This window comes from Treponema sp. UBA7567 (assembly GCF_002476655.1).
Classification (GTDB): Bacteria; Spirochaetota; Spirochaetia; order Treponematales; family Treponemataceae; genus Treponema_D.
The window spans coordinates 1557-16515 of sequence record NZ_DLLH01000070.1; the positions used below are offsets into that span (position 1 = coordinate 1557).

Below are 14959 nucleotides of genomic sequence, written 5' to 3' on the forward strand. Positions count from 1 at the left end.
CTTGAAAGTATATTCAACCATATCAACCTGAGAAAGTCCTTCCTCAGCGACCTTTGTTTTTATTGAAGAGCCGACTACCGCAACAATAACAAACACTATTAAAATGGCAATCAAACCACCGATAACTTTTATATTTTTTTCAAGGAATTTTCCAAGAACAGACGTTTTTGATTCTTCATTAGACATATTTTTATCTCCAAATTTTTTATTTATATTCAACGGATTTTAAGTTCATTCAGCAATCGTGAAACATAAGTCCGCTGGATTCCCAAAATTTTTCCCGCCTCTGTCTGATTCCAAGATGTAGAATCAAGAATCTTTTTAATATAGGCGGTTTTAAATTTATTTAAAGCTGTTCTTAAGGTTCTGTCCCCATCAGCTGGATTCGCAATTTCATCAGCAATCTCTTCAAAACTATCCTGCGTTTTATTTTTTTGAACACTAGCAACAGTTGAATTGATTCTTAAATCTTCAGTCTGAATAAGCGGAGGCTTACCCAAAACACAGGCCCTTTCTATTGAATTTTCCAATTCACGAATATTTCCAGGCCAATAATATTCCAAAAGAGTTTTCTCTGCGGCTGCCGAAAAAGACTCAAAATTCTTTTTTGTTTCGTTCGCAAATTCTGCCAAAAAGAATTTTGCAAGCGGAAGCACATCTTCTTTCCGTTCTCTCAAAGGAGGAACATTTATAGGCATTACATTCAGCCTGTAATATAAATCGCTACGGAATGCCCCCTCACTTACCATTTTTTCTAGATTACGGTTCGTCGCAGCGATAATCCGGACATCGACAGAAATCGTTTCGTTAGAACCAACTCTCTCAAAAGTGTGACTCTGCAAAACTCTAAGCAGTTTTGACTGCAATTCCAAAGGCAATTCACCAATTTCGTCAAGAAATAAAGTTCCGCCTTCTGCCGCCTCAAACCTTCCCTTTCTATCTGAAACTGCATCTGTAAAAGCGCCTTTTACATGCCCAAATAATTCACTTTCCAAAAGCGCAGACGACAAAGCCGCACAATTTACGCGCAAAAAAGGCTTTCCGACCCTGTTTGACCGCAAATGAATCTGTTCAGCAAAAAGTTCTTTTCCAACACCGCTTTCGCCTGTTATAAGAATTGTTGTATTCGCCTTCGCAACTTCATCAATTATATGAAGCAAATCCAAGACAACCGGACTTTTTGCAACAAAAGGATGATAATCGCTTCCACTGACGATATTACTCTGCAATACAGAAAAATTATCTTTTGCCGACCGGTAAGAATCTGCATTCAAATATGCAATTCCTGCCTGGCTTGCTAGAAGATTCAAAATTTCCAAATCAGAATTGCAAAATCCCCGCGAACCAGACTTGTTTATAAGCTCGATTACGCCAATGCACTGTCCTTTTACACGCATTGGAATCGCAATCATCGTTTTTGTTACATAACCAGTTTTATTTTGAACCGTATCTGAAAAGCGCGGATCAAGACCTACATTATTGACGATTACATGTTTATTATTTTCAACAACCCAACCGGCAATACTGTTTTTTTCAACAATTATATTTTTTGCCTCAGCACCTTTCGGCCCCAAGGCAACTACAAAGCGAAGAGTTCCGTCTTCTTTGTTTACAAGCAGAAGTGAAGAAGATTCACATTCGACCAAACGCATTGCTGATTCAAGAATATAAACCAGCAACGCATTTACATCTGAATAATTTGAATTTATTCTGCCGTTTATTTCGATGAGTGTTTTTAGTTTTTCAAAAGTAAGAGAATCAAGTTCACCCATCGAAATCGACTAACTGTTTTTCTGATCGTTAAGCATATCACCGAGTGTATATGCACCACCAACATTATCTTCAGAAGATATATACTGATTGATTTCTTTACGAGCTTGAGCTTTTTTGAAATCTTTTACAGAAAAAGCAACTTTCTCTCTTTCAACATTGATGTCTACAACGTAAACATTAACTTTGTCGCCTACTTTGTATTTTTCAACAGCTTCTTCAAAAGGAACATCTTTGTCATCGCTGAGGTTAGCCTTGTTTACAAGACCTTCGATTCCCTCTGGAGCTCTTACAAATACACCAAAATCAGTGATTGATGTAATTTCGCCCTCAAGAGTTGAACCTACATGGTATTTTTCTGCAAATGCCACCCAAGGATTATCTGTAAGCTGCTTTAAGCCAACTGTAATGCGGTGCTGTTCAGGATTTACATCAAGGATTTTTACATCAAGTTCCTGACCGACTGTAAATTCGCTGCCAGGATGCTTAACTTTCTTTGTCCAAGAAATATCTTCTGAATGTAGGAATCCATCGATACCTTCTTCAAGCTGAATAAATGCACCTGCATTTGTGATTTTTACAACTTTTCCGTGAACTACAGAATCAACTGCATATTTTTCAGAAATTGTATCCCAAGGATTTGGCGTAACCTGTTTCAAACCGAGAGAAACGCGTCCAGCCTGAATATCATAGCCGAGAACCATACACTTTACTTTGTCGCCAATCTGAACCATATCAGAAGCCTTGTTTACTTTCTTTGTCCAGCTGAATTCAGAAATGTGAGCGAGACCTTCAATTCCTTCTTCAAGGGCAATAAAAGCGCCAAAGTCTGTGAGTTTTGTAACTGTTCCTTCAACAACATCATTTACATGATATTTATCTTCAAAATGAACCCAAGGATCTTCAGTAAAATGTTTAAGAGACAGGTTGATTCTCTTATCTTCAGGATTAAGAGCAATTACTTTAAGCTCAATTTCCTGCCCTTTCTTTACGAAATCCTTTGGACGAGTTACATGTCCCCAGCTCATATCATTGATATGAAGAAGACCGTCGAAACCGCCAAGATCGATAAAAGCACCAAAACTTGTAAATGATTTCACAGTTCCTTTTACAGTGTCGCCAACCTGAGTATTTGCAAAGAAATCATCACGAGCCTTGTTGATAATTTCTTCAAGATACTTTCTGCGGTTTACAACAACATTTGCCTTGTTGTCCGAATACAGTCTTTCAATATAGAATTTAGAAACTGTTCCAATAAGTTTTTTCGGTTCTTCAACTTTTGAAGAATCAGACTGACTGATTGGCAAGAACGCACGAATATCGCCACCAAGGTTTACTTCAAAACCGCCTTTTACTTCTTTTTCTATAGTTCCTTCTACTGGAGTTTTTTCTTCAGCAGCCTTGCGGAGATCTTTCCACAACTGTTTTGACTGCGCTTTTGTGAAAGAAACTTCCGGACCATTACGGCCGTTAAGTTTTACAAGCACACAGGAAACTACATCGCCAGGCTTTGGCAGTTTTCCTGCAAATTCCTGCACAGGAATCTTTCCTTCCGATTTAGCACCAATATCGATAAATACAAGTTCATCTGTAACTGCAATTACAGTACCGTCAACAAGCTGACCATCTTCAAGAGGCATAAAACTCTTGAGAGACTCCTCTAATTGTGTCTGGATAGAGCTTTTTGTCTCTTCCTTTTCCACTTCCATCTGTTCCATAGTAAACCCTTTGTTTTGAATTTTGCTTAAGATTATCGCACAAACCTGCTCTATAGTCAAGTTTGATGTATCAATGTAAAAGGCATCCGGAGCACGCTTTAAGGCTCCTTCTGCTTTATTCCTGTCAATTTCATCGCGTTTTAGAATTGCCGCCTTTACTTCTTCGAGCGTCATATTAGAAACGCCCTGATCGAAACGACGTTGAGCCTGAACATCTATCGAGGCATCAAGATAGAACTTGTATTGCGCATTTGGAAAAACAACTGTTGTCATATCGCGTCCTTCGCAGACAATGTCAAGAGACTTAGTTATTTCCTGCATTCTTTCGTTTACAAGATGGCGGACTGGCACAATAGAAGACACCTGAGCAACTTTTTTGCTAACCGCATCATCGTGAAGATGATCTTCAACATCGACTCCATTAAGCACAAGACGTGAATTTTTATATTCAAGCTTCTGTTTTTTGCAGAATTTAAGCACTTTTTCAGAATCTGAAATATCAATATCAGAAGAATTAAGAGCCATTGTAAGCGCCCGATAAAAACTTCCGCTGTTCAGATAGGTAATTCTTAATTTTCTTGCAATCAACGATGCAACTGTAGATTTTCCTGTTCCGGCAGGTCCGTCCATTGCGATTATCATATTTCGCTCCCAATATTATTTTTGCAAAGAGATAAAAGTTCTTTTACTTCTTTTTCAGAAAGCTCACGGAATTTTCCCTCTTCCAAATTTTCAAGTTTTACATTTCCAATCCTGATACGCCGAAGGCTTCGGATTGCGGCTCCCGCATCGGTAAATACACGGCGAATTTCGCGGTTTTTACCTTCGACAAGAACAACCCTCATTTTGTGAGAATTTACAACCTGCGCGCTTTTTGCTTTGTAAAAAATCCCTTCGACACGAATTCCGCGTGCAAAGCGATCTTCAAGACCCTCTGGCAGAGGATAACTGGTTTCTACAAGATATTCTTTTTCAATTTCACTAGAAGGATGGCTCAGTTTTGCGGCAAAATCTCCATCGTTTGTAAAAATTATAGCTCCGCGACTAAACATATCAAGACGGCCGACATTGTACAGCCGCTCAGAATATTTTTCTTTCAGAATATCAACAGCAACCGGCCGGCCTTTTTCATCGGTTTGGGTACATACATAGCCAGCAGGTTTATTCAACAGAACATAAATTTTTCTTTTTTCAAGAGAAATTTGTTTTCCATCAACGCAGACAACATCATTTTCTGAAACCTTTACCCCTAATTCACTGACTGTTTTTCCGTTTACGCATACCCGTCCGTCTGTAATTATATTTTCACAGGCGCGCCGGCTTGCAAGTCCGCAATGAGCAAGAAAAGCCTGAAGCCGAATTTGTTTTTTTTCTTGAGAATTATCTTGCAAGCTCGAACCTCTCTGATTCTTTTTCATCAAGAGCAGGAAGTTCTGCAATTGAATTAAGATTAAAAAATTTCAAGAATTCTTTTGTAGTTCCAAACTGACACGGTCTTCCAGGAGCATCTTTTCTGCCTACTTCCTTTACAAGCTGCCGTTCCTGAAGAATACGAATCATATTATCCGGCGGAACTCCACGAATTGATTCAATCTCAGCACGCGTAATAGGCTGCTTATAGGCAATAATCGAAAGTACTTCCATTGCTGAACGGCTCAATCTTCCTGCATTTTTATTTCCATAACGCTCTTTTAGAACTTCCCAAAATTCTTTCTTTGGAGTAAGTGTCCAGCCGCCTGTAATTTTTGAAAGCTCAACACCAGAACTTTCTTGAGAATACTTTTCCTTTAACCCGTCAAGACACTGCTCAATGACATCTTCCGAAAGCTCTGCAATTTTTGCGATCGACTCAACAGTAAGAGGCTCGCTGTCCAAAAACAGAACCGCCTCTACAAGCCCCATTTCTTTTTCGAGATTTACATCCATTTTTTATATAATTCCTTATGCCGCATATCTACAGATTTTTATGTCGCCAAACATTCTGTTCTGCATAATCGTTGCCATCTTAAACTTTACGGCTTCCAAAAGAGCCATAAACGCGCAGATTACATCAAGAACATTGCCATGTCTGACAATCAAATCCGTAAACATACATTCATCCTTTTTTTCAAGAAGTTCATTCATCAGCGTAATTTTTTCATTTACCGAAATTTCTTCGTACATATCAATGATTTTTGAATCCGAGTACTGCGAAATAAGGTTTTGAAAGATTTTCTGCATTTGCTGCAAAAGATCCCAAGTATCTATCTGCTCCCACATATTTTCATCATCGAACGGAAGAACCCGCTGAATTTTCTTTCGTTCAAAATTCCATTCACTTTCGTCTTCTTTTTCTTCCATAAGATTTGAAAGCTTTTTAAATTTCTGGTATTCAATAAGTTTTTCAACAAGCTCTTCACGAGGATCGTCAAAATCAAGGTCGTCATCAACCTTTACTTCAACAGGAAGCATCATCCGGCTTTTTATATAAACAAGGCGAGCCGCCATATTATAAAATTCGGACAAATCGCCAAGTTCAACCTGAGAAGCATAATCAAGATATTCAAGAAACTGCTCGGTAATTTCGGCAATCGGAATATCATAAATATTGATTTTATTGTCACGGATTAAAGTCCAAAGCAAATCCAAAGGACCTTCAAACTGACCCACGGTATACTTATGGACGATTTTGTCCGCAGTTTCGTCATAATCAATTGTTTTTGTTTTTAACTCCAGGTTCTGTTCCATGAAAGCTCCTCAAAAAAAACGATGATTTTATAAAACGCTTATTCATTAAAATTTTCCGTCTATAAAATCCCGGGCCGAAAGGAATTTCTCAACTCCGCCCGAACCAATTTTTTCCAAATAGCTGGAAAAATCTTCTCTTTTTATAAAATCGGCATTTTCTTTTAAAATCTCAAGTAAAGGAACTAAAACAAATGCCCTTTCTTTATGCCGTGGATGAGGAATCTGGAGAGTTTTTGTATCTACTGTCTGATTACCAAAAAATTCAATATCAATATCGACTGAACGCGGTCCATTTCTTACTTCAAGCTCACGGTTGCGTCCCAAGCAAGATTCGATTACGTGAATTTTTTCGAGCAGGTCAAAAGGTGAATAAACATCATCAATTTTACCGCGAACTGCCATATTATAAAAATCATCTTGATTTTCAAGATACATAGGTTTTGTGCGGTAAACTGACGAAATCAAAAATTCTGAGAGCAGACCGTTCAAAGCTTCGCAGGCCCTTTTTAAAAGACACAAACTGTCCATTCCGTTCCAGCTTTTATTGGAGCCTACTCCCAAAACAACATCAATCATAACTAAAAAAGAGCATCCTTTGCAGACGGCACAACTTCAGAAGAAGCCTCTATCTGAGAAGCAGTTTTTTGTTTTGCGCTTTCTTTCTCTGCTTTTTCCAAGGCTTTTGAGGCCTTTACCTGTTCAGGATAAACAGGAACACCTTCCTTTGTTTTTAAAACCTGTCCAGGAAAAACTTCCGCACGAATCTGAGCCTCAATCTGTTTTGCATACTCAGGATTCTGAGTAAGGAAGTTGATTGCATTTTCCTTTCCCTGGCCGACTTTTTCGTCTCCGCGAGTATACCATGCTCCACGCTTATCGATTATTCCATGCTTTACGGCAGAATCAAGCAACGAAGCGGTCGCAGAAATTCCTTTTCCGAAATAAATATCAAGCTCAACCTTGCGGAATGGAGGAGCAACCTTGTTTTTTACAACTTTTACGCGGACACGGTTACCGACAGCGTCTTCCTCTCCTTTTCCGTCAATTGATTCAATTCGGCGAATTTCCAAACGGACAGACGAATAAAACTTAAGGGCGTTTCCACCGGTTGTAGTTTCCGGATTGCCGAACATTACGCCGATTTTCATGCGAATCTGGTTGATGAATACGATTATGCACTTGCTTTTATTTACGATGGCCGTAAGTTTTCTGAGAGCCTGGCTCATAAGGCGAGCCTGAAGCCCCATCATCGCATCTCCCATATCTCCTTCGATTTCTTTTTGAGGAGTAAGGGCGGCAACAGAGTCAACAACAATAATATCAACAGCTCCAGAGCGAACAAGATTTTCTGTAATTTCCAGAGCCTGCTCTCCTGTATCCGGCTGCGAAACCCACAATTCATCAATATTTACGCCAAGATTTTTTGCATAAACCGGGTCAAGAGCATGCTCTGCATCGACAAATGCAGCTATTCCGCCAAGTTTCTGAGCTTCCGCAATCGCATGCAAAGCAAGAGTCGTTTTTCCAGAACTTTCCGGACCATACATCTCGATAATTCGACCGCGCGGATAACCGCCTACACCGAGAGCTTCGTCAAGCAAAATCGAACCAGAAGGAACTACATCAACGCCCTGAGCATCCGGCTGAGTTCCAAGTTTCATAAGCGCGCCAGCACCAAACTGTTTTTCAATCTGGATGCGAGCCGCTTCAAGAGCTTTCAGTTTTTCCGACATATCTGCCGGCTGATTTGTTTCTACCATTTTAGCCACCTTTTTTCCTCCCACTATATATATGGCCCTGAAATTCAATTTTTACACATTTTTTTTGAATTTTTCAGTATATTTTTACATCAATATCGAATTTTTATCAATTTTTTCTCAAAGGCTGATAAACAGAGCGTCCAACAAGACACAATTTTCCGTCTTTTAGTTTTACCTGCGCTAGAATTTTTACCGCACGGTCTCCTTCTATTTTTGGAACAACATTAAAAATCACCGGAACAATTCCGTCTACTCTTTCAAGATTTTCGTATCCGACAAGAAGATCGCAACTAAAAATGTCATTTTCAGTCTTTGCATTGGAAATTCTTCCAGACCAGACAACCCAGCAGTCCAAATAAAGAGCAGGTTCTGCCGCTACGGTTGAATATGAAAAATTCTCTTCAGGACGACTAGAAAAACTGTCAAAAGAAGGCTCTTCAAAATACGAAACCAAAAGTTCCGACTTAGATTTTACAGACTGAGATGCATTTGAATTCAAAATTCTGTTTATTTCAACCCGGGAAGAATTATCCCTGTAATTCTGAAAATAAAATTTTGCCTTTTCATAAGCTTGCGTAATCTGAGAATCCGAAAGAATATACTTATAAACTCCGCCAGACAAATCCTTTTCCTGCAAATTCGACTTATCGGAAGCTGTCAGGTCTAGCTCGCTCAAATCCGCTCTCTGCGCCTCTTGTCTTGTCTTGCTTAAGTTCATGCAAAAAAGAATGGCAAGAGCAGCAAAACCTCCGGCAAGGACAGAAAACGCAAGAGGCCAGATTCCTTTTTTTGCAGCAACTTCTGGATAAAATTCTTTTATTTTTCCAGTATCTGTCCATTTTACAATCGTTTCATAATCTCCTTTTGAGCGGACAAATTCAAGGGCAGCCTTTGCCTTTTTATTTTCCGGCTCAAGATCGAGAATATCAAGATAATAGCCAATTGCAGCGCTTGTATCTCCGCGAACCAAATATAAAGCGGCCTGTCCCAAAAGCAAGTCTACGTTTTGAACTTTTATGTGCCGTGCTTCATCAAAATTCCTGTACGAATTTCCATAATCGCCAGAGTAAAGGCAGGCAATTCCCAAAATCAAATAATAATCGAAACTGTTTCTGTAGACTTCGCGGACACCTTCAAGCAGAACAATCGCATTTGAATACTTTTTTTTCCGAATAAGTGAACGCGCTTCGTCAATCGTTGCCCGGCTCATTTTAGTTCCGCTTCCTCAAGGCTGCAAGAATAGCATCAAGCTCAGAATTAAGCTGCCTAAGCTCATTTCTGTCAATATCGGCATCCGTGCTTTCAAGAGCGTCAATCCGATTTATAAGGTTCTGAATATATTCAAAATCAAGCTGTTTTTCAGTAACGTTTTGAACTATAAAATCAACATCGGTTTTTCTTGAACCTGAAACATCAAAGCTCGCAGCCGCCTCACTTTTTTCAAGTTTTTTTGTGCCGCCAATTCCAGCAAAATCAACGTATTTTAAAGTATCGCATTTTCTTCCGTTGCAAGAAATTCCTGCAAAAAATTGAATTGAATAAGTTTCTTCTTTTTGAAGCGTTTTCTGCGGCCAGACAACCGAAATTCCCGAATTATTATACGCATTCAGCGAATTAAAGCTTCTTCCGTTTTCCGAAACCATAATCCATCTCGGAGAATTCAAATATGAGATGTTTGCAACCGTCACAACTTCCGGAGAAGAGATATTTTTTCCCTCAAAAACAAATTCCGCGGAAGTTTTCGAGTCAGAAACGCACAACACCCTCTCTTTGAGCATATTTTCAAACTGATGCTCAGAATTAAATGACAGGCCGTTTTCTGTCAAAAAATGAACATCCGCTCCTTCGCCAACAGACGTATCCAAAACAGCCTTCAATGCAAAATTTGCTTTTTTTTCAGAAAGATTTGTAACATAAGCCCTGATTTTTATTACACCAGGCAAAACATCCTCGCCCGAAGCTTCTTCCTCTTCTTCTGTTTTTAAAAGATTTTCATCCTGTTTCATTGCAATTTTTTCATCATTTTGCTCAAGGGCAAAAACCTTTTTAACAGTTTCTTCCGGCTCAAACGAAAAATCTATGGCAACACGCGCTCTGTTACTTATTGTGTAAACAAGCCGCGCTCCGTTCGCTGTTTTCCATAGCTTTTTTTGAACCGCGCTGTCTTTATTCAGGCAGTAGACTGTTTTTCCAATTTTTAAAAAGAAAGATGAAGAAATTGAATCCTCATAATTTGAAAGAACCGGAGTTTTTTTGCGATTTTTTTGAGAAGAATAAAAATTAAAAGTTCCACGGTCAGAATTACACTCGATAGAATAATTTTCAAAGAAAAGTGAATATTTTTTTACAGGAATATAAACATCGCCAAGATACGGATCGATTTTTGTAATCTCATTATTCTTTTCCTGTTTTTTATCAGCTTCATCAGCATTTTCTGTCTTTTTTGTTTTCTTAGTTTTTTCTTTTTTTGCCTTTTTTTCTTCAGCCTTTTCTTTTTCCAGTTTTCCAGCGTCTTTGGAAACTGATTCCTTCTCAGAATTTTCAGAACTTTCCATTGCTCCAAGACTTTCAGCCGGCGCTTCGCTATTCACATTTTCGGTTTGAGAATAAAATACACCGCCTGCAAAAACCGCAAGAACAGCGCATAAAAGAACTTTTTTTTCAAAATAAACCTTATTGAAACGATTTTTTTTCAAAACTTTCATAATTTTTATCTCCGGAATTTTTATTTTTAAGCATAATTTTTTATTCTTATAAAAGCCAAAACACTTTAAAAATCTAAAAAAACACAAAAAAAACTGCTATTTTTCTTCAAGCAAAAACTGCAAGAACAAAGCCTTTTGTTTTAGGGCCTCAATTTCTGGATCAGTTTTCGGGACAGAAATTTTCTCATCATTTTTTTCCTTCAAAACATTTTGCGGACTTATCACGTTGTCAAGATTCCTCACCTTCGCTTCAAGAGAGGAATTCACTTTTTTCTGCTCCGCCAGTTCCGCCTCAAGCTCGGCAATCCGGTTCTGAGAATCGGCAAGGCTTTTTCTCAACCCCATTTTATCCTGGCTTTGATAAAGTTTTATCTGTCTTTCATATTCTTCACGCGCAGAAAGATTTTCTTCTCCGGTTACTTTTAAAAGATAAATCAATTTTTCTTCACGCTCACGCTGAGCAATCATTTCAAGACGATAGCGGCAGTCTCCAGCCTTCGCATCTGCCGGAAAATCCGACACAACGCGCTCATAAAGAGCGCGGGCAGAATCAAAATTATATTCATCGTAAAAACACTCGGCAACCCAATACAAAGCCGCCGCATAAAGCTCGCTATCCGGATAAAGATGACAAAAATCGCTCAAAACCAAAACTGCCTCTTCATTGCGTTCCAAAAGATGCAGAATCCGTCCTTTTTGAAAATGCATATACGGGAGATACTGACTTTTATCAAAAGACTGCAAAAAAACGTTTACGTCAGAAAGCGCGTCAGAATATTCGCAGGCATTGATTTCGCTCATCACCAAAAGATACAGAGTCTCTTCGTCAAAACCTTCAGGCAAACTTCCTGCCTTCCGCAGAAAAAACATCGCAGAAGCCCAGTCATTTTTTCTAAAAGCCTCAAAGCCCTGCTCTTGCTCCGCAGAATATTTCTGACAAAAAATGCTTCCTGCCGCAAAAAAAGCAGCCGCAAAAAAAACAAAAAACCGTTTTAAGCCGTTCCGATCTTGTCCACAAAAAGTCCGCGCAAGCATTTACGCCTCCCACTTAAACGAGCCGTTAAAAAAGGCAGAGCCCGAAACAACCACATCAACACCAGCGTCAAGCACAGAAGGCAAAGTTTCGTTGTTTATTCCGCCGTCAACCGAAATCAAATAATTGTAATTTTTTTCCTTTCTTATTAAATCAAGCTCCGCAATTTTTCCAACACAATAGGGAATCAGTTTCTGCCCGCCGAAGCCAGGATTAACCGTCATTACAAGAACAAGGTCAACTTCCGGAAGAATTTCCTTTATTGCGCTTACAGGAGTCGACGGAACAATAGAAACTCCAGCCTTTTTTCCAAGCGAATGAATATGAGAAACAAGCCTGTCTATATGCACAGTCGCTTCCTGATGAAAAGTAATCCAGTCAGCCCCAGCCTGCGCAAAGGTGTCAACCATTTCCTCAGGACGCTCAACCATAAGATGAACATCAAACGGCAAAGATGTAAGTTTTCTTACAGATTTTATAACTGGCTGTCCGTAAGTAATCTGAGGAACAAAATGTCCGTCCATAACATCAATATGAACCGCACCCGATTTTTTTTCCTCACAAAGTTTCAAGGCCTCCGCAAGATTAGAAAAATCCGCAGAAAGCAACGAAGGTGATAAAATTCTACTTTTCATTTCTAACTATAATATCAGACAAAAACGATAAAAACAACAAACCAAAGTCAAAATGTATTATTTTCGCCATAAGATTATAAAAATTCGGGACGGCATTTTTTTTCAAAAAAAAGTTTTCCGCCGGCGTTCCGTATTTTCCTTAACCGGCTGCTCTGCCTTCGCTAACGCTCATTGCAAAACCAGAGTTTTGCAACTAAAGGGCGGCGCATCCGGCGTAAATTTTAAAAAATCGCAAAAAAATTAAATTTTCCAAATAAACAAATTGACATTTTTTTTTCAAACTGATATATTTTCTATCACGTTGATTGCAGCATTTCTTAAATAAAAGTTAATCAGCATTTCAGCAAAAACATTTTTGCGGGAATAGCACAGTGGTAGTGCGCCACCTTGCCAAGGTGGATGTCGCGGGTTCGACTCCCGTTTCCCGCTCTATTGCACAACTGTTGTAAAACAGATTATAAACAGATGCAAATTATTTTTGCGGGAATAGCACAGTGGTAGTGCGCCACCTTGCCAAGGTGGATGTCGCGGGTCCGACTCCCGTTTCCCGCTCTATGCAAAGCGATTTGGATTTCATCTGAATCGCTTTTTTTTATTACGGCATCTCTATTTTTTTTAGAGGTTCCAATCATTTTATTTCAAGGGGCCAAAAAGTGAAATTCACAAAAGAAATCACAAAGCTTGAACATTCGGCAGCAAAATTAACAGTAACAGTTGCAAAAGAAGACGTAGCAAACGGTTATAAAACAACACTCGGAAAATATGTAAAACAAGTTCAGATTCCAGGATTCCGTAAAGGTCACGTACCTGCATCAGTTCTTGAACGCAAATACGGCGAACAGATCAAAATGGAAGCGGCAGGCGATCTCATCGACAGCGTATTGAACGAAATTTTTCAGGACGAAAAAGATCTTTCAAGCCGCCCTCTTCCTTATGCGCAGCCAAAAATGGACGAAATGCCGGCATTTGACACTGCAAAAGACTTCACTTTCACTGTAACTTACGATGTATTTCCTTCTGTAGAAGTAAAAGACTTCAACGGTNNGGATTTCTGTAAAAGAGCCTCAAGTTTCTGTAGGCGATGCAGAAGTTGAGGAAGAGCTCAAAGGAATTCAGGAAAGAAACGCTGCGGTAATCGACAAAAAAGAAGACGAAAAAGCAGAAAAAGACAATATCGTTACAATCGACATTGAAGAGATCGGCGAAGACGGAAAAACTGTAGAAGGAACAAAACGCGAAGGTTTTACATTCACTCTTGGAACAGCAGAAAACGTTTATAAAATCGATGATGACATCATCGGAATGAAAACAAACGAAACTAAAGAAATCACAAAAAAATATGCAAAAACAGACGCTGACAAAAACCTTGCCGGAAATACAAAAAAATATAGCGTAACTGTAAAGCAGATTAAAGTTCGCAACCTTCCTGCACTCGACGATGATCTTGCACAGGACGTAAGCGACAAATACAAAACCCTTGCAGACTTGAAGGCTGACATTCTCAAAAATCTCAACGTTGCAAAAGACAGAAAAATCAAAGAAATCAAAGTAAATTCTCTTCTCGAGCAGCTTATCGAAAAAAATCCAATCGAAATTCCCGCAAGCATGCTCCAGGCAGAACTTAACGGCCGCTGGGGACAGATGGCGCAGCAGTTCCAGACAACTCCAGAAGACCTCGAAAGAATGGTTGTAGCCTCTGGCCAGAAAAAAGAAGATATGCTCGCACAGTGGACTGGAGATGCAGAAAAAATGCTAAAAAGCAGAATCATCGTAGATTCACTTCTTAAATCAAAAAATATTTCTGTAACTCCAGAAGAAGTTGAAGAAGCATACCAGAAGCTTGCAGATTCAAACGGTGTTTCAGTCGAAGACGTTAAAAAGCACTACGCTGACCCACGTGCAAAAGAATGGTTCATCGACGATGTAAAGGAACAGAAACTTTACGATGATATTTTTGCACAGATTAAGGTTGCAAAAGGCGACAAAACTTCATTTGCAGACCTTTTCAAGGCAAACTAATTTTATAAAAGTTTAAATGTGAACGGAATGTGACAAAAAAAATCTTGTTTACATTCCGTTTTTTTTTGGACTTCTAGATTTTTTTTGTTATATTTAAAATATCTAAAAAAAATCATATCAGCTCGGAGCAACAAACATGAACGAAACAATGAATAATTTAGTACCACAGGTAATCGAAAGAAGCGGAAACGGAGAACGCGCTTACGATATTTTTTCAAGACTTTTAAGAGAAAGAATTATTTTCTTAGGCGACGAAATTGATGATGAATTGGCAAATTCAATCGTTGCACAAATGTTGTTATTAGACTGCGAAAATCCTGAAAAAGATATCATGTTATATATCAACAGCCCTGGTGGTGTAATTACAGCAGGTATGGCAATTTACGATACAATGCAATTAATTAAGGCTGATGTTCAAACAATTTGTATTGGTGAAGCTGCATCAATGGGCGCATTCTTGCTTTGCTCTGGTGCAAAAGGTAAAAGAATGGCGTTGCCAAGCGCTCGTATCATGATTCATCAACCTTTAGGTGGAGCGCAAGGTCAAGCTACTGATATTGAAATTCAAGCAGCTGAAATTATCAGAATTAAA

Annotated in this window: 14 protein-coding genes and 2 tRNA genes; 5 read left to right on the forward strand and 11 right to left on the reverse strand. The window is 39.0% G+C overall.

The genetic code is table 11. The features are described from left to right. Window positions 1–215 precede the first annotated feature (215 nt). The 11 genes from B3Y13_RS08695 to rpe all read right to left on the reverse strand — a co-directional run bounded on the left by B3Y13_RS08695 (window position 216) and on the right by rpe (window position 12348). Complete coding sequence (locus B3Y13_RS08695) at window positions 216–1772, reverse strand: sigma-54-dependent Fis family transcriptional regulator (RefSeq protein ID WP_296022191.1); 1557 nt, start codon at window positions 1770–1772, stop codon at window positions 216–218. A 9-nt stretch (window positions 1773–1781) separates the two neighbouring features. Then, the gene (rpsA, locus tag B3Y13_RS08700) at window positions 1782–4130 is read right to left on the reverse strand and encodes a 30S ribosomal protein S1 (protein WP_296668518.1); all 2349 of its coding nucleotides are present in this window, start codon (window positions 4128–4130) and stop codon (window positions 1782–1784) included. Beyond that, on the reverse strand, window positions 4127–4906 hold the full coding sequence (locus tag B3Y13_RS08705; RefSeq protein ID WP_296668516.1) for a pseudouridine synthase: 780 nt from the start codon (window positions 4904–4906) through the stop codon (window positions 4127–4129). Before B3Y13_RS08705 ends, rpsA begins: the two co-directional genes overlap by 4 nt. Continuing rightward, complete coding sequence (scpB, locus tag B3Y13_RS08710) at window positions 4869–5414, reverse strand: SMC-Scp complex subunit ScpB (protein ID WP_296022174.1); 546 nt, start codon at window positions 5412–5414, stop codon at window positions 4869–4871. The genes B3Y13_RS08705 and scpB overlap by 38 nt, the downstream gene beginning before the upstream one ends. A gap of 15 nt (window positions 5415–5429) precedes the next feature. Then, complete coding sequence (locus tag B3Y13_RS08715) at window positions 5430–6215, reverse strand: segregation and condensation protein A (RefSeq protein WP_296022166.1); 786 nt, start codon at window positions 6213–6215, stop codon at window positions 5430–5432. A gap of 45 nt (window positions 6216–6260) precedes the next feature. Next, the gene (folK, locus tag B3Y13_RS08720; RefSeq protein WP_296022162.1) at window positions 6261–6791 is read right to left on the reverse strand and encodes a 2-amino-4-hydroxy-6-hydroxymethyldihydropteridine diphosphokinase; all 531 of its coding nucleotides are present in this window, start codon (window positions 6789–6791) and stop codon (window positions 6261–6263) included. Window positions 6792–6793: 2 nt separating this feature from the next. Next, window positions 6794–7975, reverse strand: a complete 1182-nt coding sequence (gene recA, locus B3Y13_RS08725) for a recombinase RecA (protein ID WP_296022156.1) — start codon at window positions 7973–7975, stop codon at window positions 6794–6796. A 106-nt stretch (window positions 7976–8081) separates the two neighbouring features. After that, the gene (locus tag B3Y13_RS08730; RefSeq protein WP_296022149.1) at window positions 8082–9185 is read right to left on the reverse strand and encodes a tetratricopeptide repeat protein; all 1104 of its coding nucleotides are present in this window, start codon (window positions 9183–9185) and stop codon (window positions 8082–8084) included. Window position 9186: 1 nt separating this feature from the next. After that, entirely contained in the window at window positions 9187–10680 is a 1494-nt protein-coding gene (locus tag B3Y13_RS08735) for a hypothetical protein (protein WP_296693997.1), read from the reverse strand. A gap of 96 nt (window positions 10681–10776) precedes the next feature. Further along, window positions 10777–11715 (reverse strand): tetratricopeptide repeat protein, encoded by a 939-nt coding sequence (locus B3Y13_RS08740; protein ID WP_296668509.1) that lies wholly within the window; start codon window positions 11713–11715, stop codon window positions 10777–10779. Next, the gene (rpe, locus tag B3Y13_RS08745; RefSeq protein WP_296668507.1) at window positions 11716–12348 is read right to left on the reverse strand and encodes a ribulose-phosphate 3-epimerase; all 633 of its coding nucleotides are present in this window, start codon (window positions 12346–12348) and stop codon (window positions 11716–11718) included. A gap of 357 nt (window positions 12349–12705) precedes the next feature. Between rpe and B3Y13_RS08750 the strand changes: the two genes are divergently transcribed. From B3Y13_RS08750 to B3Y13_RS08770, 5 genes are all read left to right on the forward strand, one after another. After that, window positions 12706–12777 (forward strand) — tRNA-Gly (locus tag B3Y13_RS08750). 51 nt (window positions 12778–12828) lie between these two features. Then, a tRNA-Gly gene (locus tag B3Y13_RS08755) sits at window positions 12829–12900 on the forward strand. 101 nt (window positions 12901–13001) lie between these two features. Beyond that, window positions 13002–13442, forward strand: coding sequence for a trigger factor family protein (locus B3Y13_RS08760; RefSeq protein ID WP_296694000.1), 441 nt, complete (start codon window positions 13002–13004; stop codon window positions 13440–13442). Continuing rightward, window positions 13396–14367: a trigger factor gene (gene tig, locus B3Y13_RS08765; RefSeq protein WP_296694006.1), complete on the forward strand. Its 972-nt coding sequence runs from the start codon at window positions 13396–13398 to the stop codon at window positions 14365–14367. The genes B3Y13_RS08760 and tig overlap by 47 nt, the downstream gene beginning before the upstream one ends. Before the next feature lie 136 nt (window positions 14368–14503). Then, a partial coding sequence (locus B3Y13_RS08770; RefSeq protein WP_296694003.1) for an ATP-dependent Clp protease proteolytic subunit occupies window positions 14504–14959 on the forward strand: 456 nt, incomplete at its 3' end.